The organism is Halorubrum luteum (genome assembly GCF_054652935.1).
On sequence record NZ_BAAIGT010000002.1, the window covers coordinates 1,628,394 to 1,655,264 of the forward strand.

At 64.3% G+C, this 26,871-nt stretch carries 21 protein-coding genes and 1 pseudogene; 15 read left to right on the plus strand and 7 right to left on the minus strand.

Annotation, left to right across the window (positions count from 1 at the left end; all coding sequences use genetic code 11):
* Positions 1 to 27: 27 nt before the first annotated feature.
* The 3 genes from proS to ACYQ0R_RS08070 all read right to left on the minus strand — a co-directional run bounded on the left by proS (position 28) and on the right by ACYQ0R_RS08070 (position 4,497).
* Positions 28 to 1,503, minus strand: coding sequence for a proline--tRNA ligase (gene proS / locus ACYQ0R_RS08060; protein ID WP_459822292.1), 1,476 nt, complete (start codon positions 1,501 to 1,503; stop codon positions 28 to 30).
* 198 nt (positions 1,504 to 1,701) lie between these two features.
* Positions 1,702 to 3,837 carry a thioredoxin domain-containing protein gene (locus ACYQ0R_RS08065; protein WP_459822294.1) on the minus strand — a complete coding sequence of 712 codons (2,136 nt, stop codon included), beginning with the start codon at positions 3,835 to 3,837 and terminating at the stop codon, positions 1,702 to 1,704.
* A 447-nt stretch (positions 3,838 to 4,284) separates the two neighbouring features.
* Entirely contained in the window at positions 4,285 to 4,497 is a 213-nt protein-coding gene (locus ACYQ0R_RS08070) for a hypothetical protein (protein ID WP_459822296.1), read from the minus strand.
* A 262-nt stretch (positions 4,498 to 4,759) separates the two neighbouring features.
* On the opposite strand from ACYQ0R_RS08070, the gene ACYQ0R_RS08075 reads away from it, so the two are divergent.
* From ACYQ0R_RS08075 to ACYQ0R_RS08100, 6 genes are all read left to right on the plus strand, one after another.
* A complete protein-coding gene (locus tag ACYQ0R_RS08075; protein WP_459822298.1) occupies positions 4,760 to 5,413 on the plus strand; it encodes a helix-turn-helix domain-containing protein in 654 nt (217 codons plus the stop codon).
* Between the two features lie 79 nt (positions 5,414 to 5,492).
* Positions 5,493 to 7,778, plus strand: a complete 2,286-nt coding sequence (locus tag ACYQ0R_RS08080) for a molybdopterin-containing oxidoreductase family protein (RefSeq protein ID WP_459822300.1) — start codon at positions 5,493 to 5,495, stop codon at positions 7,776 to 7,778.
* Positions 7,775 to 8,383, plus strand: coding sequence for a 4Fe-4S dicluster domain-containing protein (locus ACYQ0R_RS08085; RefSeq protein WP_459822302.1), 609 nt, complete (start codon positions 7,775 to 7,777; stop codon positions 8,381 to 8,383). Before ACYQ0R_RS08080 ends, ACYQ0R_RS08085 begins: the two co-directional genes overlap by 4 nt.
* Positions 8,376 to 9,446: an NrfD/PsrC family molybdoenzyme membrane anchor subunit gene (nrfD, locus tag ACYQ0R_RS08090; RefSeq protein WP_459822304.1), complete on the plus strand. Its 1,071-nt coding sequence runs from the start codon at positions 8,376 to 8,378 to the stop codon at positions 9,444 to 9,446. Before ACYQ0R_RS08085 ends, nrfD begins: the two co-directional genes overlap by 8 nt.
* A gap of 44 nt (positions 9,447 to 9,490) precedes the next feature.
* Positions 9,491 to 10,210 (plus strand): TorD/DmsD family molecular chaperone, encoded by a 720-nt coding sequence (locus tag ACYQ0R_RS08095; protein WP_459822306.1) that lies wholly within the window; start codon positions 9,491 to 9,493, stop codon positions 10,208 to 10,210.
* A 245-nt stretch (positions 10,211 to 10,455) separates the two neighbouring features.
* Positions 10,456 to 11,181, plus strand: a complete 726-nt coding sequence (locus ACYQ0R_RS08100) for a DUF6517 family protein (RefSeq protein ID WP_459822308.1) — start codon at positions 10,456 to 10,458, stop codon at positions 11,179 to 11,181.
* 86 nt (positions 11,182 to 11,267) lie between these two features.
* On the opposite strand, the gene ACYQ0R_RS08105 is transcribed toward ACYQ0R_RS08100, so the two are convergent.
* Both ACYQ0R_RS08105 and ACYQ0R_RS08110 read right to left on the minus strand, forming a co-directional pair.
* Positions 11,268 to 11,879 carry a DUF2062 domain-containing protein gene (locus tag ACYQ0R_RS08105; RefSeq protein WP_459822310.1) on the minus strand — a complete coding sequence of 204 codons (612 nt, stop codon included), beginning with the start codon at positions 11,877 to 11,879 and terminating at the stop codon, positions 11,268 to 11,270.
* Positions 11,880 to 11,930: 51 nt separating this feature from the next.
* The gene (locus tag ACYQ0R_RS08110; protein WP_459822312.1) at positions 11,931 to 14,690 is read right to left on the minus strand and encodes a heavy metal translocating P-type ATPase; all 2,760 of its coding nucleotides are present in this window, start codon (positions 14,688 to 14,690) and stop codon (positions 11,931 to 11,933) included.
* A gap of 286 nt (positions 14,691 to 14,976) precedes the next feature.
* On the opposite strand from ACYQ0R_RS08110, the gene ACYQ0R_RS08115 reads away from it, so the two are divergent.
* From ACYQ0R_RS08115 to ACYQ0R_RS08140, 6 genes are all read left to right on the plus strand, one after another.
* Positions 14,977 to 15,240 (plus strand): hypothetical protein, encoded by a 264-nt coding sequence (locus ACYQ0R_RS08115; RefSeq protein ID WP_459822314.1) that lies wholly within the window; start codon positions 14,977 to 14,979, stop codon positions 15,238 to 15,240.
* Positions 15,233 to 15,439, plus strand: coding sequence for a hypothetical protein (locus ACYQ0R_RS08120; RefSeq protein WP_459822315.1), 207 nt, complete (start codon positions 15,233 to 15,235; stop codon positions 15,437 to 15,439). The genes ACYQ0R_RS08115 and ACYQ0R_RS08120 overlap by 8 nt, the downstream gene beginning before the upstream one ends.
* 56 nt (positions 15,440 to 15,495) lie before the next feature.
* The gene (locus tag ACYQ0R_RS08125) at positions 15,496 to 15,690 is read left to right on the plus strand and encodes a cold-shock protein (protein ID WP_112078482.1); all 195 of its coding nucleotides are present in this window, start codon (positions 15,496 to 15,498) and stop codon (positions 15,688 to 15,690) included.
* A gap of 163 nt (positions 15,691 to 15,853) precedes the next feature.
* Positions 15,854 to 20,032, plus strand: a complete 4,179-nt coding sequence (locus ACYQ0R_RS08130; RefSeq protein ID WP_459822318.1) for an ATP-binding protein — start codon at positions 15,854 to 15,856, stop codon at positions 20,030 to 20,032.
* Positions 20,033 to 21,118, plus strand: a complete 1,086-nt coding sequence (locus ACYQ0R_RS08135) for a DNA topoisomerase IV subunit A (RefSeq protein WP_459822320.1) — start codon at positions 20,033 to 20,035, stop codon at positions 21,116 to 21,118.
* A gap of 53 nt (positions 21,119 to 21,171) precedes the next feature.
* Complete coding sequence (locus ACYQ0R_RS08140; RefSeq protein ID WP_459822322.1) at positions 21,172 to 21,663, plus strand: hypothetical protein; 492 nt, start codon at positions 21,172 to 21,174, stop codon at positions 21,661 to 21,663.
* Between the two features lie 142 nt (positions 21,664 to 21,805).
* On the opposite strand, the gene ACYQ0R_RS08145 is transcribed toward ACYQ0R_RS08140, so the two are convergent.
* A complete protein-coding gene (locus ACYQ0R_RS08145; RefSeq protein ID WP_459822324.1) occupies positions 21,806 to 23,056 on the minus strand; it encodes an FtsZ/tubulin family protein in 1,251 nt (416 codons plus the stop codon).
* Between the two features lie 101 nt (positions 23,057 to 23,157).
* Here ACYQ0R_RS08145 and ACYQ0R_RS08150 point away from each other — a divergent pair.
* The 3 genes and pseudogenes from ACYQ0R_RS08150 to ACYQ0R_RS08160 form a co-directional block, all read left to right on the plus strand.
* A pseudogene (locus ACYQ0R_RS08150) lies at positions 23,158 to 23,430 on the plus strand (zinc ribbon domain-containing protein); the annotation flags it as partial.
* 196 nt (positions 23,431 to 23,626) lie between these two features.
* Positions 23,627 to 24,055, plus strand: coding sequence for a hypothetical protein (locus ACYQ0R_RS08155; RefSeq protein ID WP_459822326.1), 429 nt, complete (start codon positions 23,627 to 23,629; stop codon positions 24,053 to 24,055).
* Positions 24,056 to 24,164: 109 nt separating this feature from the next.
* Entirely contained in the window at positions 24,165 to 24,839 is a 675-nt protein-coding gene (locus ACYQ0R_RS08160) for a TIGR00266 family protein (protein ID WP_459822328.1), read from the plus strand.
* A gap of 85 nt (positions 24,840 to 24,924) precedes the next feature.
* On the opposite strand, the gene ACYQ0R_RS08165 is transcribed toward ACYQ0R_RS08160, so the two are convergent.
* Positions 24,925 to 26,838 (minus strand): methyl-accepting chemotaxis protein, encoded by a 1,914-nt coding sequence (locus tag ACYQ0R_RS08165; protein WP_459822330.1) that lies wholly within the window; start codon positions 26,836 to 26,838, stop codon positions 24,925 to 24,927.
* Positions 26,839 to 26,871: the final 33 nt, after the last annotated feature.

Here is a 26,871-nt window from a genome sequence, read left to right on the forward strand (position 1 = left end):
TTATAAGTTAACGGGCGTCGGGGTGCGTCAGTACGACTTTGCGAAGTACGCAGTTCGTGACGCCGGCTCGCCACACACCGCACACGTCTCCTCGTGGTCGCCGTCGACGAGTTCGTCGTCGTCCTCGAACGGGACCATTACGATCTCCGCGGCGATCGGCTCCTTGATCGGCTCCTCGCAGGCCTCGTCGCCACACCACGGGGCTTTGACGTAGCCGCCGTGCTGGCCCAGCGTGCCGAGGATCGCGGCGCGGTCGTCCGCCTCGCGAACCTCGCCGTCGAGGTTCTCCTCGGCGGCCGCGTACAGCTTCGCGTACACCGCCTCGAAGTGGCTCCGGACGGTCTCGACGACGCCGTCGCGCTTCTCGACCGTCGACTCCCCGTCGGGACGGTGGACGAGCGTGAGCTCGTCGTCGTCGACCTCGTTCGGACCGATCTCGATCCGGAGGGGGACGCCGTTGAGCTCGTGTTCGTTGAACTTGAAGCCGGGGTTACGCTCGTCGCGGTCGTCGAGCTCGACGCGAACGCCCGCGTCGTCGAGCTCGTCGGCGACGTCCTCGGCGTACTCGAGCACCGACTCCTTCGTCTCCTCCTGCCATATCGGGACGATCACGACCTGGGTGGGCGCGACCGTGTGCGGGAGAACGAGCCCCTGCTCGTCGGAGTGGGTCATGATCAGCGCGCCGAGCGCGCGCCAGGAGATCCCCCACGACGTGGTGTGTGCGACTCGCTCGTCCTCGTCAACGTCGGAGTAGGTGATGTCGAACGCCTCCGCGAACGACTGACCGAGGTGGTGAGAGGTCGCCCCCTGCACGGATTTCCCGTCGGGCATGAGCGCCTCGACGGTCGTCGTCGTGTGTGCGCCGGGGAACGTGTCGTGGTCGGGCTTCTGTCCGCGGAGGACGGGGATCGCGAGCAGCTCCTCGTACACTGACTCGTACTGGTCGAGTCGGCGCATCGTCTCCGCCCACGCGTCCTCGTGGGTCGCGTGCGCGGTGTGGCCCTCCTGCCAGAGGAACTCCTTCGTGCGGAAGAACGGCTTCGTCTCCGTCGCCTCCCACCGCACCACCGAACACCACTGATTCACTCGGAGAGGGAGATCGCGGTGGCTCCGCACCCACGAGCTGATGTACGGCGTGATGATCGACTCGGAGGTGGGTCGGACCGCGAGCCGCTCCTCTAACTCCTTGTTTCCGGCCTCTTCAACCCACGCGACCTCCGGGTCGAACCCCTCGACGATCTCCTTTTCGCGCTCGAGGTACGACTCCGGAATGAACATCGGGAAGTAGGCGTTTTGCACCCCGGTCTCCTTGAACTTCGCGTCGAGGAACCCCTGCAGCCGCTCCCAGATGGCGTACGCTCGCGGACGCGTGACGATGAACCCGCTCATCCCCTCGGGCCCGTAGTCCGCCAGCCCCGCCTTCCGTACGACCTCGGCGTACCACTCGCCGGTGTTGTGTGACTTCGACTCGGTGATGCCGAGCTCCTGGTCGTCGTCGCTCATTGGTTGTGACAGGGTCGGTCGCGGGCTTAAAAGGTCCGAAGCCCCGTCAGCCGTGCAGCGAAGCCGGCGGTGAGTTGGTCACTGCTTCGCACGACCGACGCCGACCCGACGCGGGTGGGTCGTCGCATCGAATCGCCGCAGTGCAACCGATCGCCACGGCGTTCGCCGTCGTGATGGTTGGAGTTTGCTACCGGCGCGTCAGGCCCCGTCCTCTCCCGCGTCCGTCGACAGCCAGTCGAGCGCCTCGTCGATGTCGTGGTACGGCGGCGAACAGGTGAACTCGCGACAGACGTACACCGTCGGAGCGCCGTCGCGGGGGACTCGGTCGGCCCAGACGGGCGGCACCGACCCGAGGTCAAGCGCGTCGAGCCACGACTCGAGCCGCTCCTCGGACGGCGGCCGCATCGTGACCAGCCCGTCCGGCAGGTAGCGCTCCCCCGTTTTCCGAAGCCACTCGTCGGGCATCGCGTCGGCCGCGACGGTTATCTCCAGCATCCCCGTCTCGAACCGATCGGCGGCTTGCGCGAGCGTGACGTACTGCAGCGGGCTCTCCTCGATCCGCGAGGCATGCGTCGAAAGCAGCGTCTCCACGACCGTCTCGAACTCCGCCGACGTGAACGGAGCGAGCGCAAGCAGCGTCTCGGCCGCCACTCCGGCGGCCGCCGGTGTCGACCCGTCGGTGAGCTCCTGAGGACGCGTCACGAGATCGGTGGCCCGTTCCGGCGTGAAGTACAGGGTTCCGTCGTCAGCGCTCCAGAACTCCGCGACGATCGCCCGGGCGAGATCGAGCGCGAAGGCGAGATGGTCGACCTCGCCGGTCGCCTCGTAACAGGCGAGCGCCCCCCGGGCGAGGAACGCGTAATCGTCGAGATACCCGTCGACGGCGACGTCGCCGTCCTTGTACCGTCGTGCGAGCCGGGCCGACTGCTCGTCCCACAGCCGACTCCGGACGAACTCGAGTGCGTCGACGGCGACGTCCGCGAAGTGGTCATCGTCGAGCACGACCGCTGCCTCCGCAAACGCGGCGATCGCCATCCCGTTCCAGCCCGCCAGGATCTTCTCGTCGCGCGCCGGTCTCGGTCGCTGCTCCCGGTGTGCCCGAAGTCGCGTCGTCGCGCGTGCGAGCCGGTCGCGTACCGCGGCTTCGTCGAGGTCGAACGCGGTCGCGAGCTCGGGCACGGAGCGTGTGACGTTCGGGACGGTCCGTCCCTCGAAGTTCCCGGCCTCCGTGACGCCGAACCGTTCACACCACAGCTCCGCGTCACGTTCGGTCTCCAGAGCGTCGTGGACCGCCGTCGGCGTCCAGACGTAGAACGCGCCCTCCGCCTTCGTCCCCGACGAGGTTTCGCTTTGTGCGTCGAGGGTGCTGTAGAACCCGCCCGCCTCGTGTGTGAGCTCGCGTTCCACGAACGAGAGCGTGTCGCGGACGACCCGGGCGTACGTCTCGTCTCCGGTGAGCTGGTAGCCGGTGAGATACGCTCGCGGAAGCTCCGCGTTGTCGTACAGCATCTTCTCGAAGTGGGGCACCGTCCACTCCTCGTCGACGCAGTACCGGTGGAAGCCGCCGCCGACGTGATCGACGAGCCCGCCGCGCGCCATCGCGTCCAGCGCTTCGAGCGCGACCGTGCGGTACGCCTCGTTACCGGTGCGGTCGTATGCTCGGAACAGCGCGTGGAGCCGGCTCGGCTGCGGGAACTTGTTTCCGGAGCCGAACCCGCCGTGTTCACGGTCGGCTCGGTACCGGACCGCGTCCGCGGCCGATTCGAGCACGTTGGACACCGACCGACTGCCGGCCGCGGGCGCTTCCGACGTCTCCTCGAGCTGTCTTCGAACGGCCGCGGTCACCTGCTCCGCGCGCGTCTCGATCCCGTCGCGGTCGGTCTCCCACGACTCGGCGATGTCGTCGAGCAGGTCACCGAAGCCCGGCATCCCGCGCTTCGGCTCCGGGGGGAAGTACGTCCCCAGCTGAAACGGTCGCCCGTCGGGCGTCAGCCATGCGGACAGCGGCCAGCCACCGCGACCAGTCGTCACCTGACAGGCGGTCATGTAGACGCTGTCGACGTCCGGACGCTCCTCGCGGTCCACCTTGATCGGGACGAAGTGATCGTTGAGCCGCTCGGCGATCGCATCGTTCATGAAGCTCTCGTCTTCCATCACGTGACACCAGTGACACGCCGCGTAGCCGATCGACAGGAAGATCGGTCGGTCGAGTTCGGCGGCGGCGTCCAGCGCAGTGTCGTCCCACGGCTGCCAGTTCACCGGGTTGTCGGCGTGTTGGGTCAGGTACGGGCTCTCCTCCTCGTCGAGTCGATTGCGTTCGAGCGGTCGGCTCATGTGTCGATCCGTCGTGCGTCGATCCGTCGTGTGTGGTCCGTCATGTGAATGATTCCAATCGTGCGTGATCCGTCGTCCGAATGACTTCGAAGGCGGTAACACGCGTGTGCGGGGGCGGTGGCGTGGTGGTGTGTGGACTTGTGGCGTGGTGGTGTGTGGAGGCGGTGACGGGACGGCGACTCCGCCTCGAAGGGGAGCCGCGATCATGGGACTCACCCCGGACCGGGGTTCGATTCGCACGCGTCGATGAGTCGCCACCCCGATCGATCGTCCGTCGGTGCAGTACAGGGATCCAGATCGATGGCGCAGCCATCGGGCCGTTGGTGGTATTCGTTCTGTGGATATAAATCCGACCCACGGAAGAAACCAGAAATAGTTACGTCGAAGCGTTCGTGCGGCCCGAGCGGGAGTGTCCATCGTGCCCTTCTTGAACGCGTCCACAGCTAGCTAGATCCGTTGTACGGCGTCGTCACCGGCCCGGATCTCGACGTTGCTGATGTGGGTGATCGTGGTGTTGGCGTCGTCGTCCACCGCTTTGACGTAGTCGCTGGAGACGCAGTACTCGACGTAGTCGGCCTCGATCGTATGTGGGTCACCGACGGCGACCTCGACGGTGGCGTTCTCGATAACGTTCGTCGCGTGATGTTCGATATCGGCCATGCGCGGACGAACGGACGCACCACCGCTATTTATATTTCGTTTAAATTGGCTTGTTTTTAACAACCTTACCAGAGGAGCCGGAGGAGGCCGCACCGATCCACGGGATGAGGACGACGAACTCGGGGGCTGCGACCCAAAAGACCCCGTCTCGGTGTTCAGCGATCCGAGATCAACGTGGCCGTTCGTCTGCTGAACGGGTCGACACGTGTATCTGAAAAAGGCCTTCACTATTCGCCCTTTGATCTACCCGAATCGAGTAGATATGGCGGGTATGGGAGTGATGATTCCTGACGCGGAGACGCTTGATATTTACGTTGAGCTTGAGCTGGAACTCCCGCGGACGCATCCGTGTGCGATGCGGCGACTCTGCTCGTGTGCCAACGTGCTCGATTCCGTCTCACGTCACACCGACGGCGGTCGCTGCTCGCTCACGATCGAGGGTGCCCCCGCCAACGAGGACGAGGCGCGGATCGAGCAGACTCAGCAGCCATGCCACGAGCGCGAATGCTTCTATGAGCGTCTCGATCGTGACGGGTTCAGCGCCGATGTCACGGAGGTGACCGAGCGTGGCGTCCGGATCGAGGCGTACGCTCGGTCCCGTGAGCTACTGGCCGACATCGTCGATGGGCTCTCCGAGATCGGAACCGTCACCGTGCACAAACTCGGGGAGACGCGTCCTCAATCGGAGTTCTCGGACCTCAGAACAGTGGATTTCGGCACTCTCACCCCCCTTGAGCGCGAGACGCTCCGGCGGGCCGTCGAAGTCGGATACTACGACGAGCCGCGGCGGACGTCGCTCGCAACGCTTGCCGACGAGTTCGACGTCTCGAAGGGTACCCTCTCACAGCGGCTCCGTTCTGCCGAACGTAAGCTCGTCCTCGGGGCGACTCGCGTCTCTTCCGCCGGTGATATTTAAAAAGACTCACACTGAGACGACGGACCCTCACGGGTGAGTCCCATATCCGAAGACATGTCGCAAGCGGAGGGAATCGTCGATGGATGAGAACGAACGATGTACCGTCAGGCGACGAACGTTACTTAAAGGAGCCGCCGGCGCACTGTCGGCCGCAGCAGCCGGTTGCGTCAGTCGCGTTGCTGACGCCGGAACACGATCCGAGTCCGCTCGTCGGACCGTTTATAACAACTGCTGGATCTGTCGGGCCAGTTGCGGACAGGCGGTCCGGATCGAGAACGGGGACGCAGTCGATCTGACTGGCGTCGACGGCCATCCGAAATCCAGCGCCGGGCCGGGAACCGAGGGAACACTGTGCTCGAAAGGGCTCGCACAACTCGACAAGACCTACAACCCCAACCGGATCACCCGGCCGTACATCCGCGAGAACGGCGACCTGCGTGCCGCCGATTGGGACGAAGCGATCACGTACGCCGCCGACCGGCTTGAGCAGTTCCGCGAGACGCACGGTCCGGAGAAGCTGCTTCGGTACCAAGGATATCCTATCGGCGGCGAGTTCCACGATCTCCTGTTCCGTGACCTCTACGGTGCGCCGCTGCAGGTCGGTCGAAAAACCACCTGCCACGGTCCGTTCTCGGACTCCTGGGAGTGGATGGCCGGCTACGGTCGGGAGTGGCCCGACTGGCGGAACTCGGAGTTCATGATCGCTTGGGGCCGGAATCCAATGGAGTCCTTTCGTGGTCAGTGGGAACCGAAAGGGATCATGGAGACGCTCGCGGAGCACGACGCAACACTCGTCTGCATCGACCCCCGATACACGAAAACAGCCGAGATCGCAGATATGTGGCTCCCGATAGAGCCACGAACCGACGGTGCGCTCGCGCTCGCGATGGGGCACGTGATAATCGAGGAGGAACTGTACGACGAGACGTTCATCGAGGAATGGACCTACGGCTTCGACGCGTACCGCGATGCCGTCGTCGACAAGACCCCCGAATGGGCCGCGGAGCTCACCGACATAGACGCCGAGACCATTCGAGAGGTTGCCGTCGGGTTCGCTGAGGCTGCCCCGCGGGCGGTCGCGTTCCCCTTCACTGGACTCTCGTTTCAGGGGAACGGGTTCAAGAACTGTCAGAACGTCCACGCGCTCAACGGATTGGTCGGCAACGTCGATCGCAAGGGCGGCACCCGCCACTGGCGATCCGGATTCTCGCTCGCCGACCCCTTCGAGAAGCGCGGAATCGACGTCCCTGCCAACCACGAGGGGCGGTCCACGCCCGACTACGACGAGCACCCGTTCCAGCGCCACGTTCGCGATCTCTCCCACAACGTCGTCCCCACTGCGGTCGAACGCGGCGACATCCGCGGATTCGTCAACAACTGGTCGGCACCGTTAAAAAGCGGCAACAGCGACGCGTGGGCCGAAGCGCTCGAGACGATGGACCTCGTGATCACCGTCGACGCGTTCTGGAGCGGCGTCAGCCGCCGTGCGGATGTCGTCTTCCCGGGCGCCTCGACGCTCGAACAACCGTTCCTCGATACCGGCGGCGACAGTGCATACAGCGAATCCGGCTGGGTAACCGCCTCGAAAGGCGTCATCGACCCGATCGGCGACTGTCGGACCGACTATCAGATCTACAGCGCCCTGGCCGAGGCGCTCGGCTGGGGTGAGTACTTCCCGTGGGAGGACGCCGCCGAGTTCTACGACGAGCAGCTCTCGGGCATCGGGCGCTCGTTCGAGGACGTCGCCGAGCAAAGCTACGAGATCGTCACCGACGTCGGGTACGAGGGCTGGCGCGAGGACGGATTCGACACGGAAACCGGGAAATTTCAGTTCGATCTCGACGTCGTCGACGAGTACGCAGCGATCGCAGCGGACACTGGCGCCAGCACCGCGCCGGAATGGCACCCGCCCGACGACGATCGATACGGCGAAACGAGAGACGAGGAGTACCCCCTGTTACTAACCGACGGCTTCGTCGAACAGCTTTCCCGGGGACACTGTCAGGCGCTCGATGAGGCGGTCGGAGAGTACCACGACCGGTTCGGATTCCGCTACGACGAGTACGACGGTAACTTGCTGCACATCAATCCTGCCGACGCCGATCCACGCGGGATCGAAACCGGAGATCGGGTACGAGTCGAATCGCCCGACGGCGAACTCGAACTTGTCGCGCACGTGTACGAGGGTGTCCGTCCCGGCTGGCTATTCACCGTCGCTGGCTTCGGGGAGTACTCCGTCACTCCCGATCAGGCCGGCGCGAACGTCATGACGATCAACGACGAGCGTCACGTCGAACCGGTCAGTGGCATGGTCGATCGAAACCATCCGGTCGAAGTTGTGCCCGCGGAAGGTGATGGCCGATGAGCCAGTGGGGATTCCACTTCGATCCCGACGAATGCATCGGTTGTCACGCCTGCTCGCAGGCCTGTCAGGTCCGGAACGACGTCGGCTCCGAGGAAGGCGTCACGTGGCGACGAGTCGAGCACGTCGGTGAGGGCGAGTTCCCGGAGTACCGTGAGATCTCCATCTCGATGGGGTGTTACCACTGTGGCGACCCCGAGTGTCGGGGCGTCTGTCCGACCAACGCCCTTGAGAAGCGTTCGGAGGACGGCATCGTCACCGTCGATCAGGACAGGTGTATCGGCTGTAACTACTGCTCGTACGCCTGTCCGTACGGGGCGATCCAGTTCGGGGGGAACGAACTCGCACAGAAGTGTCACGGCTGTCTCGGTGCAGGAGCCGGCGACGGGCACGGCTCCCCACCCCGGGCGGAGTCCGACACGGCCCGTGAGACGCCCGCCTGCGTCGATAACTGTGTCACGGGAGCGCTTGATGCCGGCCCGATCAACGAGCTGCTGCGCGAGGCCTCGGAGGAAGCCGCCGCGGAGTTTCGGTCGGACGATGGCGGCCCGGCAGTCGTCCTCGAACCCGCAACCGGCGGTAGTACGGAGGTGAGCAGCGATGATTGACGGTACGGATGGGCTCGTCTGGCTGACCCAACAGGAGTACGGCTGGTACATCGCCGCGTACCTGTTCTTCAGCGGGCTCGCTGGCGGTGCGTATCTGACCGGTGTTGCTGCGGACGCGATCGGATTCCGGTCCGGGGATGCATCCATCTACCGGCCGATGCGCGCGATCACACAGTGGGGGACCCTTCTCGCCATCGGGGCCGTTGCGGCGGGAATGGTCTTCCTGCTGGTGTTCCACCTCGGTGCGCCGCTGCGGGCCTTGCTCTTTCCGGTCCTCTTCGTCAACGTCGGCTCGTGGCTCGTGATCGGGACGTGGATCATCGTGCTGTTCACCGCGGTGGTGGCGCTACACGCGCTCTGGATCTTCTGGGGAGAGGATCCGGTCGGTACGAGCGCGTTTCCGCGCACGATAACGCGACGGATCGAGACCCGATTCGATGTGCCGGTGGACACCTTGCTCGGCCGCCTGGCCGGTCGGACGCATCACGGAGCCCGTTGGCGGCTGGTGCTCTCGGGAGTCGGATCGGCGCTCGCCCTCGGCATGATCGCCTACACGGGGCTCAAGCTCGGCGAGGTCTCGACGACCGTACCGCTGTGGGACGGGACCCTACTCCCGTTCCTCTTTCTCGTCAGCGCGATATCGATCGGTCTCGCGGCGACGATCGGTTCGGCGGTTCTGTTCGATGGTATCGACGGAGCGACGGTCGCCGGTTTCAGCGTGGCGGACGACATCGTCATCCTCGGCGAGATCGTCGTGTTGGCGTTTCTCTTGACGACGCTCGCGTCGGGTGGACCGGGAGCAGTCGCCGCCTTCGAGCTTTTGACCGAGGAGTACGGACTCGTGTTCTGGGGCGGCGTCGTCACGGTCGGGCTCGCGGTGCCGCTGGTGCTTTCCGTCGGCCTGATCGCCGTCGAGCGTCGCATGGACGTCCACGCCAGCGAACGCGTAAACCGCCTTGTCCGGGGAGTTTACACCCTGAAATTCGGGTTCGTCGTGCTCGGCGGTGTCGCGCTGCGCTATCTGATCATTGCCGCCGCCTACAACGCACCGCTGTCCCCGTAGCGTCGTTTCGAACCACCCGATACAGACACTTCACACCGCATTCCATGTCCGACCAACGATCGACCGCGTACGACGAGTCGACCGGTCCCGTGGAACCGACGAGCCGTCGCCCCGCCGATCGTGAGACGTGGGCGTCGCTGTACACGCTCCTCGCAGAGGGACTGAAACATCCGGACGAACGGCTTCACCGAGATGTCAAGACGGGGCGGTTCGCTGCGGAGCTGACCGATCTCGCCGAGACGCTGTCCGTTCCCGTCCCGGACGGACCGGGGACGCCCGATGCGGTACCGGCCGGGAGGGCGGCGTTCGACAACGAGTACGTCGCGCTCTTCGAGGGATTACGCGTCCCGTATGCCCCGCTGATCGAGTCCGTCTATCGACCGTGGTACGACACAGCTGCGAGTGAGGGGTTACGATCGGGACCGCCCGCCGCGGACATGCAGGACCGATACGACGCCGCCGGCATCGCCGTCCCACCCGCCTACCCGCCAGACCATCTAGCGCTGCTACTCGAGTACGCGGCTGTACTTCTCCGAGCGGGAGAGAGAAAGGGGTACTTACGATTTCTCGACCGACATCTCGGCTGGCTCCCGGCACTTCGACGGATGGCCCACGAGGCTGCGGCGAACGCGCCGTTCCACAGCTACTGTGTCGATGCAGTCTGTGAAACGGTCGCCGCCGCCCGTGGTCGGGAGGGGATAGCACCGCCGCGTTCGGACGTCGTCGAGGAGATGATCGACCGAGTCGAACGCCGCGTCGAGTGATCCCTCCGCCGACGCTGTTCGTAACCCGGCGCCGGTCGAACGCGCCATCGACAGTGTACGACCGGACTGAGTTCGTTCCGAGCCCAGCTTAGCGGATCGGGAGAGGAACTCAGAGAACTCGAAGGAGACCCGCACCGATCCACGCGATGAAGAGGGCGAACCCGACCGCCGCCGCGGCCTGACGCGCAATCAAGATCGATACTCGGCGCGACACGCTTAACAGTCGGTCCCGGCCTATCCGCGATATGGCTCGGTTTATCGACGGGATGCCTCGACGACGCGTTCTCACGGTCGCGGCGGCCTCGACCGCCATCGCGGCGGCGGGCTGTATCGGCGGAGCGGACGGCGAGGACGGAGTGTACGACTTCGACGCCGCTCCCGCGACCGTGCCGCAGACTGCGCTCGCCGACGCGGGCTACGAGGGCGAGGATCCGGAGCCGTTCGAGATCGAAACGGAGTTCGATGAGTTCGGCATCGACGCCGCGGTGTCGGTGACGACGTGGACCGCAGTGTACGCCAACCCGGACCGAGCCGCGACGCTTTTCGTCACGAGCACGCCGGACGCAACGGTGCTCGGCCAGTCAGTCAATCCGCTGGTTCGCGCGGACGACGCAGAGGTGATACGACGGCTGCTCGACCGGGCCAGCGACGACGCCGACGTGGACGAAGAGGAGTTCGAAGAGCACGGCTCCGAGACTCGACGGATACTCGGTGAGGACGTCGAGATCCAGACCTTCGAGACGGAGCTCGATCTCGACATCGGTCCCGAGGATATCGAAGGCGACGTCGACGACGCCGAGGAGAGCGATGTCGATCCCGACCGGTACGACACCGGTGAGGGCACGCCAGTACTCGTCCACGTCGGGACCGTCGAGCACGGTGACGACGTCGTCGCCCTCGTCGGCCTGCATCCGGTAGCCGTCGAGGAACGGAATGCGCTCTTATCGCTGATGGAGAATACCGAGCACTGACAGACGCGGGTCGATCGGCCATCGCTCGCGAAGGAGAACTTCCAACAACAAACCGCCACAGCGGCTACGTCTCGCCGCCGCAGTGGCTACTCTTCGGAGGCTCTCGCGCCATCGGTGGCAGTCGCCGCGTCGCCGTCGGCGGTGGCAGTCGCCGTGACGCCGTCAGCCGCGGAAGTGACCGGGCCGCCGTCGGCAGTGAGCACGTCCTCGTCGGGCTCGACGACCTCCTCTATCGTCTCGACGATATCCACGCTCCGAGCCTTGTACGCCTCCACGAGCCGGTAGGCGATGAAGTATCCCGGAACGGCGGCGACGACGGCGAGGATCAGATTACCGACGAGCAGTCGCGAAACGATCTCCGGGCCGGACGCGAAGGAGATCTCCGCCGGGGTAACGGGGACCTCCGGGGGACCGAGGATCGCCACGCCGAGCGTGAAGCTCGCGGCGTACACCCCCCACTTCACGACGGGGTTGAACACGAGAACGGAGGCGAACAGCGCGACCCGATTGATCCGGTCGAACAGCCACGCGAGCACGACGAACACGAGTAGCCCTGTACCGAGCGTGGGAAGCATCGTGACAAACACGCCGACCGCGAAGCTCCCGGCGGTTTCCCGGGAGCTGTGCTCCTCGGCGAACGACCGCTGAAGCTCCGCTTTCACTCGTTTTGCCCACGCGTCGACCCGGGTTACGATCATCACAGGTGTGTACTCCACCACGTCGAAAGTAGTTGTCGGCGATCGAGCCGCTTACCTGAACAGTCGATACAACGGGCGAGCGGGCAGGAAGTGGTAATCCGTATCCGGCGTCCACCGGCTAAAGGCGAGGCTGTTCGTCATCACCGACACCGACGAGCCGGCCATCGCGAGCCCGGCAAGCGCGGGGTTCAACAGGCCGAGCGAGGCAACCGGAATCAGCGTCGCGTTGTAGACGAACGCCCAAAAGAGGTTCTGTCGCACCTTGGAGATGGTCGCTTCGGAGATGCGAAGCGCCTTCAGCGTGTCCCGCGGGTCGTCGCGCATCAGCGTCACGTCTGCGGACTCGATTGCGACGTCGGTTCCGGAGCCGATCGCGATCCCGACGTGGGCGGTCGTAAGCGCGGGCGCGTCGTTGACGCCGTCCCCGACCATCACCGCGCGACTCCCGTCCGACTGGATCGCGTCGATCGCGTCCGCTTTGTCTTCGGGGAGCACCTCCGCACGCACGCGGCCCGGGTCGATGCCGACCTGCTCGGCGACCGCACGCGCCGTGCGCTCGTTGTCGCCCGTCAGCATCGACACCGCGATCCCGCGGTCGCGGAGCGTCGCAACCGTCTCGCGGGCGCTTTCGCGTACCGTATCCGCGGTGGCGACGACGCCGCGCAGCTCGCCGTCGACGGCGACGAGCATCGCGGTTTTCCCCGCGGACTCCAGCCGCTTCATCGTCGCCTCCGCCGGAGCCGGGTCGATCCCCGCGTCCCGCAGCAGCTTCCGGTTGCCGACGAGCGTCTCACCGACCGTCGTCGTCGCCCGCACCCCGTGCCCGGGGACGTTCTCGAACGACTCCGGCTCCCCGAACTCGTCGACGTCGAGCCCGCGGTCCCGCGCGCCGTCGACGATCGCCCGGCCGAGCGGATGCTCGCTGCCCGACTCCGCGGCCGCAGCCGCCCGGAGCAGCCGGGCGTCGCGAGCGTCGGCGAGTTCAGCATCTGGACCGTCGGCAGCGGCGTCGGACTCCACGGCGACACCTCCATCGGGCACCCCGCTGTCGGCCACGCCGCGGTCGGCCGCACCGCCGTCCGAACTCGATAGCCCCGACCCAGCCGGCTCACCGTTCTCGAACGGCACCACGTCGGTTAGCTCCATTTCGCCGTGGGTGAGCGTTCCCGTCTTGTCGAAGACGACGACGTCGACGTCGCGGACGCGCTCGAGGATGTCGGCCCCTTTGAACAACACGCCGTTCGTCGCGGCGATCGTCGACCCGACCATCGTCGCCGCGGGCGTTGCGAGCCCGAGCGCACAGGGGCACGCGATGAGGACGGCGGAGGCGAACACGACCATCGAGAACTCCAAGATGCTCACCCCGCCGACGACGGGTCCGCCGCCGACCGGCGTCCACAGCGGGAGCCAGCCGACGAACGCCGCCAGCGTCTCGGGGAACAGCGCCCAGAGGAGCGCCCAGATCGTCGCGTTCGCAATGACGACCGGGACGAACACCCCGGACACCTTGTCGACCAGCCGCTGGATGTCGGGTTGGCGGGACTGCGCCTCGCGAACGCGCTCGACGATCTGCTGGATCGCGGTGTCCTTGCCGACCTTCGTCGCCTCGACGAGGAGGACGCCGTTCTCGTTCACCGTCGAGCCGACGACCTCGTCGCCCGGACTCTTCTCGACGGGGACGGACTCGCCGGTGAGCATCGATTCGTCGACCGCGCTCTCCCCGTCGACCACGACGCCGTCCGTCGGCACCTTCTCGCCCGGACGAACCTTCATCACGTCGCCGACCTCGATCGCCTCGACGTCGACGGTGCGTTCGCGACCGTCCTCGTCGACGAGCGTCGCCTCGTCAGCGCTCATCCGGAGCAGCTCGCGGAGCGCGTCGCTCGCGCGTGCCTTCGAACGCACCTCGAGCCAGTTACCGACGGTGATGAACCAGAGGATGAACGCCACCGCCTCGAAGTACAGATCGCCGACGAGCGGATAGCCGAGCAGGGGGCCGATCAGGACGGCCGTACTGAACAGGTACCCGGCCGAGGTGCCGATGGCGACGAGCGTGTCCATGTTGACGTCGCGAGCGTTCGACCACGCGCGCCACGCGCCGGCGAGGAACTCCCTGCCGAGCGTCGCCATCAACACCGTCGCAACGACGAACTCGACCCAGCCGAGATCGATCCCCGCGACCGCGCCGGGCACCTCGTACAGGCCGAACATCCCTCCCATCAGGTACCAGAACGGGAGCGTGAGGAGCCCGCCGCCGACCACGAGTCGACGCTGACGGACGAGTTCGCGCTCGGCGGCAGTTTGCCGTCGCTCGCCGGGGTCGACGTCCGCGTCCTCCCCCTCGCGCTCCTCGCCGGTGCCCCGGTCACCGGGGCCGTCGGAGTCGTCATCCCCCCGCACCGGCTCGAATCCGGCGTCCTCGATCGCCGCGTACACGTCCGCGAGGTCGGCGTCGACGGGGTTGTACTCCACGCGCGCCTCGTCGGTGGCGGCGTTGACGCTGACGTCGACGACGCCGGGAACGCCGCCGATCGCCTCCTCGTTGGTCGCCGCGCAGGTCGAACAGCTCATCCCCGCGATCCCGACCGTCGCCGTCTCGGAGACCGGGTCGAACCCCGCCTCCCGGACCGCGTCGTAGATGGTCGACAGATCGACGCGCTCGGGGTCGTACGAGACGGTTCCCTCGTCGGTCGCGAAGTTGATCGACGCCTCGTCGACGCCGTCGATCTCCGCTAACGCGTCCTGTACCGTCCCGGAACACGTCGAACAGGACATTCCGCCGATCTCGAGGTGTGCGCGGCGAGCGCTCATATGGTTACATGTACGGGGTCCCTACTCATGCGGGTTGTGGTTGGAATATAACGGTTTCTCCCCGGATCTGACGTTCGAAAGCAAAGAGTGAGCACGCTGTATTTCAGATATCCAAATAGACCGGCCGATGAAACTGGCGCAGTTTCTGTGAACGTTCGTCCGTGGCTGCTCACATGAGCGTTCGTCCGTGGCTGCCCATATGAACGTTCGTCCGTGGCTGCGTGACTTCAGGCGCACCGGGATGTTTTGCGCCAAACCCTTATCTTCAGTCGGTCCAATTAGGTGTATGCCAGTCGGATCACGTGTTTCCACGCAACTTGCTGATTTCGGGGTTCGATCGCTCGTGACGCACGCTGTTATGGCGATCGGTTTCGTTGGCGCCGTACTTTCCGGACTGTTCGTCGAGGGACAGATAGGGCTCATTTCGATGGTGGCCTTCATCAATTTCACCGCGGGAATGTGGATTTCACACACCATCCATTCGCTCGGAAACGCAGCGACGGACGACGAATACAACGGTGTGCTGTTCGAGGTTCTCAATCGTGTCTAGTGAACCGGGCATCGATCTCGGACGGTTCGGTCGGACGCTCGCACTGATCGGATTCGTGACCGCGGCGTTCCTGCTCCTCATCGCTAATCGGCTCGAAGGAGACGTTTTGCAGATCGGCTCGGTTGCGATCGGAGTCGTGGCATTAATCACTGCGATGGTCGGCTTTTTTATCGCTGCCGGAGAGGCCGCCGGAACGTGATACCCCGCACCATCGACACAACACTTATATCCTCGTTGTGAGTCTGTACGGACGCGATGGCGACAGGCAAGGTCGACTTCTTCAACGACACTGGCGGCTACGGATTCATCGAGACTGACGACGCGGACGAGGACGTGTTCTTCCACATGGAAGACGTCGGCGGCCCGGACCTCGAGGAAGGCCAGGAGGTAGAGTTCGAGATCGAGGAGGCCGAGAAGGGCCCCCGCGCGAAGAACCTCACCCGGCTGTAAGTCGGTCATCCGACTGTAACTCGGTCACGTTCGGACGCGCAGCACGGTCTCACGAACAGCGCACTGCGTTATTCACCCGCCGAGCGGCAGCGCTCGAGCGACTTCACTTTCACCTCGCTGCCGGTGTGCTTTTAGGGCCCACCGCGAAAGATACGCGCACCGAATGACGTCCTTCCAGTCGACGATCGGCGACGAGGAGGGGATCGCCGAGGAGCTGGCCGAGAGCCAGCGCGAGATCTCCATCGCCGAGTTCTTCGAGAAGAACAAACACATGCTCGGCTTCGACTCGGGCGCCCGTGGGCTCGTCACCGCTGTCAAGGAGGCGGTCGACAACGCCCTCGACGCGACCGAGGAGGCCGGCGTCCTTCCCGACATCTACGTCGAGATCGAGGAGGTCGGCGACTACTACCGCCTCGTCATCGAGGACAACGGACCGGGCATCACGAAAGAACAGCTCCCTAAAGTGTTCGGGAAGCTGCTGTATGGGAGCCGGTTTCATGCCAGAGAGCAGTCGTTGACCCCGGATCAACAATTGCTCATTAGGCGGGACGGAAACGTCGAGTACATCCCCATCGGCGTACTCTGTGACGCGTACCTCCCGGGTGACGGTGACGGGACGGCCCCGATCTCCGACGGGATCGAAGTCCCGTCGTTCAATCGCGAGACGCAGGAGATGAGTTGGCAGCCGGTCACTCACGCGATCCGTCACGAAACGGACGAACGTACCTACGAGATAGCGACTCAAAAGGGGAGAACCGTCGAGGTCACCGGGAACCACAGCGTGTTCAGCGTCGACTCCAACGGGGTCACACGGGAGGTGAAAGCCGGCGAGCTCGAATCCGGTGACACGCTCCTCACGCCCCGTACGCTGCCATCGACCGATCGAACCGTCGAGGAGATCAATCTCCTCAAGCACGTCGACCGGAGGGAGTTTGCCGATCGGCGTGTCTACGTCTACGGTTTCGATCGAGAGACGCTCAAGCAGCTCCGGACCGAAGAGACGATTCGCCGGAAGCCGTCGGGCGAAAGCGACCGAAAGCGCACGTATTACCGATACCACGGTGTCGAGATACTGAAGGACAGCCTCGATCAGAACTACCTCCAGAAAGGGTATCTCCCGGCGGAGACGGTCTTAGAACTCGGTTGGGAAGAGAAGGCAGCCGACTGCGAGTTCAAGACCTATCGGGTCGGCGGCGACGAGACGACGCTTCCGGTGTCGCTACCGGTCGACGAGTCGCTGATCGAGATGCTGGCGTACTACGTGTCGGAGGGGCACGTGGGACCGCGACAAGTCGGATTCACGTTCGGAAGCCACGAATCGAATCTGATCGAAGCGACGGAACAGGCAGTACGGACGATCGGTGAAGCGACGACGACTGTCGAACGAGAGCGCAACTCGACGCGCGTGAAGGCGTTCGGTTCGCCACTGGCGCTGTTCTTGAAATCCGTCTGTGGCGATGCCGCCGAGGATAAGCGGATTCCAAGCTTCGTCTTCGACCTCGACTCGGAGCTCCAGCGTCGGTTCATCGGAGCGCTCTACGAGGGAGACGGGTCCGACTCGCACCCGAGCAACGAGTTGTCCCACACGACGCGGAGCGAGACGCTGGCTCGACAGGTCTCGACGCTTTGGAACATGCAGGGCGTCCTCGCGAGTACGGAGATTTCGGAAGATGGCGACGGGTACGGTGACGGTATTTCCACGAAGTATCGGACGAAGGTGTACGGGTCCGATATCGACACCGTCGATGCGTTAAAAAGCTCGGAATCACCGCGAACACAGCAGTACAAGCGAGTCCCGACCGCGCTACTCGACGAGGTGCGTGTCAGCGACGCCGACACCGAAACGGTGCCCGACACGATTCCCGGATTGCTGATGGGTGCCGGAATCGGGTCGAGCCGAGAACACGCGGAGACGTACGCCTCACTGATCGAACGTGCTCTGGACGGAGAGCAGATCGACGAACCGAGGTACGCACACAACCTCCAGGAGTATGGGCTCCTCGACGACGCCGGCTTCGCGACGGACTCGCTCGACTCGCTCTGGGAAACGGTCACCGACCTACACGGAATCACGGATACGGACATGTGCCTGCTGTCGGTGAAGAGCGTGACCGAAACCGAGCCGCCGGAGCACGTGTACGACGTTTCCGTTCCTGGCGAGTCCGGGGGTGACGAGAACTTCGTCGTCTCCAACGAGGGTGCACTGAGCGTTAAAAACAGTCGGGGACAACAAGGAATCGGGATTTCAGCGGCTGTACTGTACTCTCAGCTCACGTCCGGCCACCCGGCGAAGATCACGTCCCGACCGAAGGGCCAGTCGCGAGCGCAGTACTTCGAGCTCATCATCGACACGGACACGAACGAGCCGCAGATCAAAGTGGACGAGGAGACCACGTGGGACAGACCGCACGGGACCCGGATCGAGCTGGAGATGGAGGCGAACATGCGGGCTCGCAGCCAGCTGCACGACTACATCAAGCACACGGCGGTCGTCAACCCCCATGCCCGGGTCGAGCTGCGCGAGCCGGGGCTCGAGGAGCCGCTGAAGTTCGAGCGCGCGACCGACGAGCTGCCGGCGGAGACGGAAGAGATCCGACCACATCCGCACGGCGTGGAGCTCGGGGCGCTCATCAAGATGCTGGAGGCGACGGAGTCGTACTCGGTCTCCGGGTTCCTCCAGGAGGAGTTCACGCGGGTCGGCCGCAAGACGGCGACGTCCGTCATCGACAACTTCCGGGACCGCTACTACGGGCGCGAGATCGCATGGTCGCCGCCGCGAGCCCACGAGGACCGCGACGTCGAGGCCGCGGTGGAAGCCGCAGTCGCGAACAAGGGTGCCGAGGCGACCGCGTCGTTCGCGTCGGGCGTCGCCGAGACGGTCGCTGGCAACGACCACCTCTCTCGCTCGGAGATCGCCGCGATCGTCGACACCATCGCCGACGACGTGGAGGAGGACACGGGCCGGACGTTCGGTTCGACGGTCCGGGAGAACGCCGTGAACGCGGCGTGGACCGCGGTGACGGGAATCGGCGCGGACGGCGACGGCGAGGGCGCTTCCGACGCTGCCTCGGACGAGACGGATATCCGCGACGCCGACGGCGCGACGCTCGTCCCCGACGTGTACGCGATCGTCGACGACGCGACATCGACGCGGAAGGACGACGAGACGATCCAGGCGATGGCGGAGGCGCTCGCCCGCCGGTTCGCGAACCTCGACGGCGACGCGTTCCGGATCACCCACGACGACCTCGAACGGCTCGTCGCCGACGCCGCGAACTTCGTCATCGAACAGCACGACGTCACGTTCGGTGACACCGCACGCGAGAACGTCGTCGAGGCGGTGTGGTCGCGGGCGCGGACGGTGTCCGACGACCCGCCGAAGGTGAGCGCGGTCGCCGACAACCGCGACGCCGCCGCGGACCTGCTCGAGGCGATGCGGGAGACGGACATCCTCGCGCCGCCGACCGACTGTCTCGCGCCGATAACGGCCGAACTCGTCGAGGCGGGGCTTCGCAAGGAGTACGACGCCGACTTCTACGCGGCGGCGACACGCGACGCCGAGGTTCACGGCGGTGACCCGTTCATCGTGGAGGCGGGCATCGCGTACGGTGGCGACATCCCCGCGGAAGGATCGATCGAGGTGCTCCGGTTCGCCAACCGCGTTCCGCTCGTCTACCAGCGCGGGGCGTGTGCAACGACGGACGTGGTGAAGTCGATCGGCTGGCGCAACTACGGGCTCGACCAACCGGGCGGCTCCGGGATCCCGAACGGCCCGGCCGTCGTATCGATCCACGTCGCGTCGACAAACGTGCCGTTCACCAGCGAGTCGAAGGACGCGCTGGCGAACGTGCCGGCGATAGAAGACGAGATCGAACTCGCGGTACGGGAGGCCGCCCGGGAGTTGAAATCGTATCTGAACAAGCGCCGGTCGATGCAGCAACGCCGCGAAAAACAGGACGTGCTCGGTCGGATCCTTCCGGAGATGGCCGATAAGGTGTCGGAGGTGACCGGCCGCGACCGGCCGGACATCTCCGGCGCGCTCGCGCGAATCATGAACAACGTCAGCGTCGACCGGGAGGTGAACGGGAGCCGAGTGACGCTGTCCGTGGAGAACCACTCGGACACGGCGGAGACACTGGAGATAACGGATATCGTCTCCGCGGAGCCGACCGATCTCTCGGCCGGAACCGTCATCGACATGGACGGCGAGTGGTTCGTGCAGTGGAACCCCGAGGTGAGCGCGGGCGACGACGCGGAGCTGACGTACAGCGTGGACGAGACCGCCGACTTCGACGTGAGCGTCGGCGGCGTGGAAACGGAGAAGCTCACGGTGAACGCGTAAATGACGAACGAAGCCCAAGCACGCGAGGAGCTCATCGATCTGGCCGCGGAGTTTTACGACCAGTTCGCAGCCGGAGAGATCCCGGAGATGACGCTCCCGACGAGGACGAAAAGCAACATCGAGTACGACGAAGCAAGCGGCGTCTGGACGTACGGCGACCGGACGTCGACGCGCAGCGCGAACTCGGTCAGGGGAGCGCGAAAGCTGCTCAAGGCCGCGTACACGATCGAGTTTCTCGCGGATCAGCTCGAAGAGGATCGGTCGTCGACCCTGCGGGAGCTGTACTACCTCTCGGAGTCGTGGGACAACACGGAAGCGCAGTTCTCGAATCAAGACGAGTCGAACGACCTCGTCGAGGATCTCGAGGTCGTGACGGGCGTCACCCGCGAGGACTTCCACATGCGTCCGGAGGAATCCGGAGCGACCTTGATGGGGCCGCTACTGCTCCGCGAGCAGACGCGCCGTGGAGAACGCGAGATCCACTGTCAGGAGGACGTCGGCGAGGGCGGGTATCAGATCCCGAACAACCCGGACATGATCGAGTTCCTCGACGACGACATCGAGTTCGCGCTCGCGGTCGAGACCGGCGGGATGCGCGACCGGCTCGTGGAGAACGGGTTCGACGAGGCGTACGACTGCCTTGTCATTCATCTGAAAGGACAACCAGCGCGGGCGACCCGACGGATCACGAAGCGGATCCACGACGAGCTTGACGTGCCGATCGTCGTGTTCGCCGACGGCGACCCATGGTCGTATCGGATCTACGGCTCCGTCGCGTACGGCTCGATCAAGTCCGCACACCTCTCGAAGTACCTCGCGACCCCCGAGGCACGGTACGTCGGGATCCAGCCGGAGGACATCGTCGAGTACGACCTGCCAAGCGATCCGCTGTCGGATTCGGACATCAACGCGCTGGAGTCAGAGCTGGAGGATCCGCGGTTCCAGACCGACTACTGGGAAGAGCAGATCGAGCTCCAGCTCGAGATTGGGAAAAAGTCCGAACAGCAGTCGCTCGCGAGCCGCGGACTCGACTTCGTCACCGACACGTATCTCCCCGAACGGCTCACCGAGATGGGCGTGCTCTGACGCGCGTTGGGCCGCTGGGCGATGTTTAAGAGCATCGGGCGACGATCCACGATATGCAGACCGTCGACGTCTCCTACGTCGTTGACCTCCCCGCCGAGGATCTGCGAGAACAGCTCACGCCGGAGGCGATCCTCGAGTGTGCGGAGGCGTACGATATCGAGTCGGTCGAGGCCGGTGACGAGGCGGTGGAGGTGACGACGTCGTTTCGGAACGAGGAGCTCGTGTTCTCGTTTTCGCCGATCGACGACGGGTTCGAGTACACGATGGTGGCAGGTGAGAACCTATTTGCGGAGCGCTACTCGCGAATCGTCGTCACCGATCTCGAGGAGACACGTATCACCGCCGAAACGAAATTCACCCTCGACACGTGGCTGTCGGTGGTGCTGGATCGGCTCGCGACGGGCACCGTCCGGGCGGAGCTCGACAACGTCGTGATCAACCTCGTCCATCGAGCGATGGACGACACCGACGGCGACTCCGACGACCGGCTGGGCTCCGTCTTGGAGGGCCATCCCGAACCCGAGTCGGACGATTACGAAGCGTAATCGACTGACGCAATTGAAGCCGCAGATTGCATCGAGACTCGCAACTCACCGGTTGCATCGAGACTCACAACCCACCGGTTGCATCGAGACTCACAACCCACCGGTTGCAGCTTCACCCCGCGTGCACGAGTCGCAGCAGCGGTCAAAACAGGGGTTCGAGATCCTCATTCCCGTCAGCGGTGGTCGCTTCAGTATCAGTCGGACGTTCTTCGAGGAGATCCGGGAACTGGTCCGATACCTCCAACTCCTCAATCCATGACGGGTCATTTTGCAGCGTAATCGCCTGCTCTATCAGCTCGGCTACAGGATCGAAGCAGTCGTCCGTCAGCAGACAGACTGCAGAGACACGACTGCAGGTGCCCGCTGACGAGGGCTCGTAAGCGTGCAGATGCGTTGGATCGAGACGGTCGACCGTGGTGAGTTCCTGTTCACGCAAATCCGTCTCCGAGAGATATGATTTGGGAGCGATGACGAAGAGTCCGACCTCCCTGTCTTTGTCGGGATCAACCGAGAGCGTATACGGTGGCGATGTCGCCTCGCTGAGTATCTCCTCAATCTGCTTGCTCCGCACGGAAGGATCGGATTCGTCCGCCGCCGTGGAGTTTGGTCCAGTCTCTCCCGGTGACGTAGGCCAGAGGCGACTGAACAGCCCCTGATTCCGTTCGGCAGGAGCGATGTGGTCGGCCGGTTCAGTTGCGAAGCCGATTGCCGAGAGGGCGTTGTTCGAGAGAACGCCCGCACTGTACTCGGTGGCTGTCTGTGTCTCCTCGGTGGACTCAGTGTCGACGTGATCCACCACTCCAAAGAGCGTGCCGAGCGCGGTGGCCACCCGTTCGTTCAGCTCTCGGTACAGCTCTTCGTCCGGGTCTGCCTCGCCCCACGCATCGTTATCGAAAAGGAAGACGTGGCTGGTCTGTTGACGGAGCGACCGCAACGACCGAGCGGCATTGAGGGTTTGGATCGGCGATGTCCTGCTATGTGGAAGAATGCCAAGGCCGTAGACGGGGATGTCGTACTCGTTGCGGACGGTTTCAGCGATCGCGGGTGTCATTCCCGAACCCGTACCACCCCCGAGTCCGGCAAGCGTCAGTACCGCATCACTCTCCGCGATCGGCAGCCCGTCGATGATGTCGCGTATCCTCGCTCGTTCCTCGACGGCGATCGTCGCCGCCAACTCGTTGTCCAACCCGACGCCGTGGCCCTTGGCTCGATCCGTGCCCATGAGATACCGCTGTGCGTCCGGAACAGCAGAGAGGTTCTGCAAGTGTGCTCGAGACGTGTCGATCGCACATGTGCCCGCGACTGGGTCGCGAACGAGCCAGTCGTCGACATCAAGAAACGTATCGGCCAGACGCCCCCCTGCCTGCCCGACGCCGATCAGTGTGATCTGCACGCTAGAGGCATTGTGTTTGTCCATATTAATTGTGGTTGATACAACGAGGCATCCGCACTCCAAATACGAACGAGATCGTCATGTGCGACCACCGAAAGACGGAGATCAATCCGGCGTACACGAGCCAGCGTTGCTCGAAGTGTGGGTTCACCCACGAGGATAACCGCCCGCACAACAACGAGCAGGATGAATTTGAGTGTCTGAAGTGCGGGTATGAGGTTCACGCGGATTACAACGCGGCGAAGAATATCGGCTTGAAGTATCTCCGCGACCAGCAAAAGTCTGGGCGTGGAGGCGCACCCGTAGGCGTGCGCTTGAACAGCGGGACGTTGAACGTGAACGGCGAATACTCGCCTACCATGATTATCGGTTAGAACGGGAGTCCACGCTGAATGCCACGCCCTTCAGGGCGTGGTAGCTTACTTACCCGTCCGGTTCGACGGCTAGGATAATAGCAGTTGCCATGGATCGTAGAGTCCGTGCGTATCCGGGTGTCCGACTCCGGACGTTCGTTCCTACTCCATGAGATTTCTTAACATACTTTTTATTGAACGAGCCGTATCTCTCAGTATGCACGTGTTGCTCCCGTTCGATATCGTCCCGGAAGCGAGGCGTTCAGAACCGTTCGGGGTTGCGCCTGCAAGCGAACGAGCAGTGACCTACGCGATAGACGTGTTGGGTAACGATCAGGAGCTCGAGATCACGGCCGTACATCTATCCACGGACAGCATCAACATCGAGGAGAACATCGGGGCGGCGCGTATCCGCAAGATGGCCGAGTCGCACGGGGTCGACGCGGAGGTTCGGACGCAGTCGATCGCGGATGCCGACACGATGGCCGATCTGCGCGAAGCGATCGTTCGGATCGTCGAGCGTGAAACTGTCGATACGGTGGTCATGGGGTACGACGAGGACGCTTTCGACATCGCCTCGTTCGAGGGAAGCACGCCGGATCGGATCCTTGCAGACGAGGAGACGCCCGTCGTTCTCGTCCCCTAGGCACCACCGATCGTCGATCGCGTCCCCGTTTACACCCTCGTTTTCTGCAAGCGAGACGGGGTCTGCGACGCAATCAGTTTTATCAATCGGCCGAATCAGACCATCGAGTATGGAGTACGAATTGCGCAACGAACCGGCGTACACGACGGGTCGGGCTCATCTGGACACCGGCGAGACGGTCACGCTGGAGGCCGGGGCGCTGATCGCCCATTCGGAAGGGATCGAGATGGAGACCCACAGCAGCGCGGGCGGCGTCTTGAGCTCGATCAAGCAGTCGATGCTCGCCGACGAAGAGAGTTTCAGGAACAGCTTCACCGCCACCGCAACCGATCAGTACGTCGAGTTCGCCCAGAACCAACCGGGGGACCTCGCCGCGATCGATCTGGATCATGACTCGTACTTCGTACAGTCGGGATCGTACGTCGCGAACGGCGAGGGGATCGAAACCGACACCGCATCCGGCGGGATGAGCTCCTGGCTCGGCGGGAAAGGGCTGTTTTTCTTGGAGGCCACCGGCAGCGGGACGCTGTTCGTCGGCAGCTACGGCGGTATCGTCGAACGCGAACTCGATCGTGACGAACGGCTGACTGTCGACACCGGCCACTCCGTTGCTTGGCACGCTGACGTCTCCTTTTCCACACACAAGGTCGGCGGACTGAAGAGCACGTTACTCGGCGGCGAGGGGTTCGTGATGACCTTCGAGGGACCGGGCTCGGTGTACCTACAGACCCGAGATTACAGCTCCTTCATCGCCGACGTCATCTCGAACGTCGACACTGATTGAGCTACCGTTTGCAGGGCTCCGGGTCGTTGTCACAGTCCATTCGCAAGGACGGAGGCGTGTAGTGCCAACGCTAGGCAGAGGTAGTTCACTCCGAGCGGCCGCCGTCACCGATGGCGACCGGCCTTTTCGCACCGGCATCCGGCGAGCGGGTCCCCTCGACCTCGAAGTTTCGGACAAGCTCTTGGAGGCGTTCGGCCTGCTCGCTGAGCGTATCGGTTTTTGAGGCGGCCTGCGTCATCGACGCGAGCTGTTCGTCGGCGGCCTCGGAGACGTCGTCAGTCTCGTCGGCCGTTGCACGACTGATCTCGGCGGCCTCCTCGACCATGGCGACCGCCTCCTCGGTGCTCGCAGCCTGATCGTCGGTGGCAGTGCTGATCTCACGGATCCCGTCGTCGGTCTCGCTGGCGTGGTCGGCGACGCGTGTGAACGCCTCCGCGACCTCTTGAGCGGCTTCAGCACCCGTTTCGACGTGCTCCTCGGCGGTTCGAACCTCCGAGACCGCCGCCTCGGTCTGTGCCTGCGTCTCGGCTATCAGCTCCTCGATCTCCGCAGCCGCCGTCTGTGTCTCCTCGGCCAGCTGTTTGACCTCGTCGGCGACGACGGCGAACCCGTCAGCGGACCCGTTTCCGCCCCCGCCTGCCCGCGCCGCCTCGATGTTGGCGTTGAGCGCGAGCAGGTTCGTCTGCTCGGCGATGTCGCTTATGAGATCGACGATCTCGCCGATGTCGGCCATCCGTTCGTCGAGAGTGCGTACCTTCGCCGCGGTCGAGTCGATCGCTTGCTGTGACTCCCGTGCGCTGTCGATCGCCCGCTGCGAGGTCCTCTCGCCGTCGTCGGCGATCGCTGCCGTTTCCTCGGCCGCGTCGACGACGGTTTCCGTGGAGGAAGCGACCTCCTCGATCGTCGCCGAGAGGTTGTTCATCTCCGCGGACACCTGATCGAGCATCTCACGCTGTTCCGTCGCCCCGTCGGCGATATCGTCGATCGAATCGTTTACGTTCTCGCTTAGCTCTCGAGCCCTGCCCACGCCGGTTGAGGTCTGCTCGCTGGCCACCGACACCTGCTGAGCGAACGACTGAATGTCTCGCATCGCCGACTCGATATCGTCCATCATCTCGTTGAACGACTCGGCGATCCGCGTCATCGCCTCGCTCTCGCTTTCCGATTCGAGACGCACCGTCAGGTCGCCGTCGGCTGCACGCCCCATCGACCTGCTGTAGCTGTCGGCCTTCTCCACGAGGTGGTCGTTAAGCCGTTCGACCTCCTCGCGTCGACGTTCCGCCTCCGCCTGTGCTTTCTCGGCAGTGGTGATCTCCGATTTCTGCGCTTCGACCCGTTCGAGCTGCCGTTTGGCAGCTTCCCGGGACTTCTCGATGGAGTACCAGTTGACGACCAACGCGAGCGCGAGACCGGTAATGAACACGGCGTGAACGCCACCCCACGCCACGGGGTTCTCGATGGCGGCCGGGTGGTTGTACACGTGGCTCGCGTCGATGACGCTGAACAGTCCGTGGCCGATCCCGACGTACCCCATCCCCACCGCAAACGGGAGCCAGTCCTCGTACAACGCGAGCACGGCCATGAAGACGAAAAAATGGAAGTGGGCCTCGATATAGCCTCCCGAGAGCTTCGTCAACGCCATCGAGGCGGTCAGTCCACAGAACGCAGCGACGACGGTTCGTGTCCGCCGGCTGAACCTCGACCAACTCGCCAGTGCCGCAGTGACGACGATGATCGCGATCGGTCCGGCGATCATCCACGTGGGCACGGCCGGAATTACCGCGCCCGTGATCGGCTCGGTCCCCTCGAAGAGGCCTAGCGCCAACAGGAACGGGACGTGCGCGAGCACGACCAACAGCACGTTCCGGTGCCGGGTACGCCACATCTCCGTCGGCATCGAACTCCCGTCCGGAACGTACCGAATGAACTCTCGAAGCGTTCCTCCCCATCCCGCCGAAACGGTATCGTTCCGGCCTGCTTCGGCTGTTGTATCACCCATACGCGGGATTTTCAACCGGGAGTTATAATGCCT

Bases quoted from the DNA above. Each gene is read 5' to 3' on its own strand.
- ACYQ0R_RS08075 (WP_459822298.1), top strand. From the start codon at position 4,760: ATGGCGGGTATGGGAGTGATGATTCCTGACGCGGAGACGCTTGATATT.
- ACYQ0R_RS08070 (WP_459822296.1), bottom strand. From the start codon at position 4,497: ATGGCCGATATCGAACATCACGCGACGAACGTTATCGAGAACGCCACC.
- ACYQ0R_RS08105 (WP_459822310.1), bottom strand. From the start codon at position 11,879: ATGATCGTAACCCGGGTCGACGCGTGGGCAAAACGAGTGAAAGCGGAG.
- ACYQ0R_RS08085 (WP_459822302.1), top strand. From the start codon at position 7,775: ATGAGCCAGTGGGGATTCCACTTCGATCCCGACGAATGCATCGGTTGT.
- ACYQ0R_RS08165 (WP_459822330.1), bottom strand. From the start codon at position 26,838: ATGGGTGATACAACAGCCGAAGCAGGCCGGAACGATACCGTTTCGGCG.
- ACYQ0R_RS08100 (WP_459822308.1), top strand. From the start codon at position 10,456: ATGGCTCGGTTTATCGACGGGATGCCTCGACGACGCGTTCTCACGGTC.
- ACYQ0R_RS08140 (WP_459822322.1), top strand. From the start codon at position 21,172: ATGCAGACCGTCGACGTCTCCTACGTCGTTGACCTCCCCGCCGAGGAT.
- ACYQ0R_RS08095 (WP_459822306.1), top strand. From the start codon at position 9,491: ATGTCCGACCAACGATCGACCGCGTACGACGAGTCGACCGGTCCCGTG.
- ACYQ0R_RS08115 (WP_459822314.1), top strand. From the start codon at position 14,977: ATGCCAGTCGGATCACGTGTTTCCACGCAACTTGCTGATTTCGGGGTT.
- ACYQ0R_RS08065 (WP_459822294.1), bottom strand. From the start codon at position 3,837: ATGAGCCGACCGCTCGAACGCAATCGACTCGACGAGGAGGAGAGCCCG.
- ACYQ0R_RS08160 (WP_459822328.1), top strand. From the start codon at position 24,165: ATGGAGTACGAATTGCGCAACGAACCGGCGTACACGACGGGTCGGGCT.
- nrfD (WP_459822304.1), top strand. From the start codon at position 8,376: ATGATTGACGGTACGGATGGGCTCGTCTGGCTGACCCAACAGGAGTAC.
- ACYQ0R_RS08080 (WP_459822300.1), top strand. From the start codon at position 5,493: ATGGATGAGAACGAACGATGTACCGTCAGGCGACGAACGTTACTTAAA.
- proS (WP_459822292.1), bottom strand. From the start codon at position 1,503: ATGAGCGACGACGACCAGGAGCTCGGCATCACCGAGTCGAAGTCACAC.
- ACYQ0R_RS08125 (WP_112078482.1), top strand. From the start codon at position 15,496: ATGGCGACAGGCAAGGTCGACTTCTTCAACGACACTGGCGGCTACGGA.
- ACYQ0R_RS08110 (WP_459822312.1), bottom strand. From the start codon at position 14,690: ATGAGCGCTCGCCGCGCACACCTCGAGATCGGCGGAATGTCCTGTTCG.
- ACYQ0R_RS08130 (WP_459822318.1), top strand. From the start codon at position 15,854: ATGACGTCCTTCCAGTCGACGATCGGCGACGAGGAGGGGATCGCCGAG.
- ACYQ0R_RS08135 (WP_459822320.1), top strand. From the start codon at position 20,033: ATGACGAACGAAGCCCAAGCACGCGAGGAGCTCATCGATCTGGCCGCG.
- ACYQ0R_RS08155 (WP_459822326.1), top strand. From the start codon at position 23,627: ATGCACGTGTTGCTCCCGTTCGATATCGTCCCGGAAGCGAGGCGTTCA.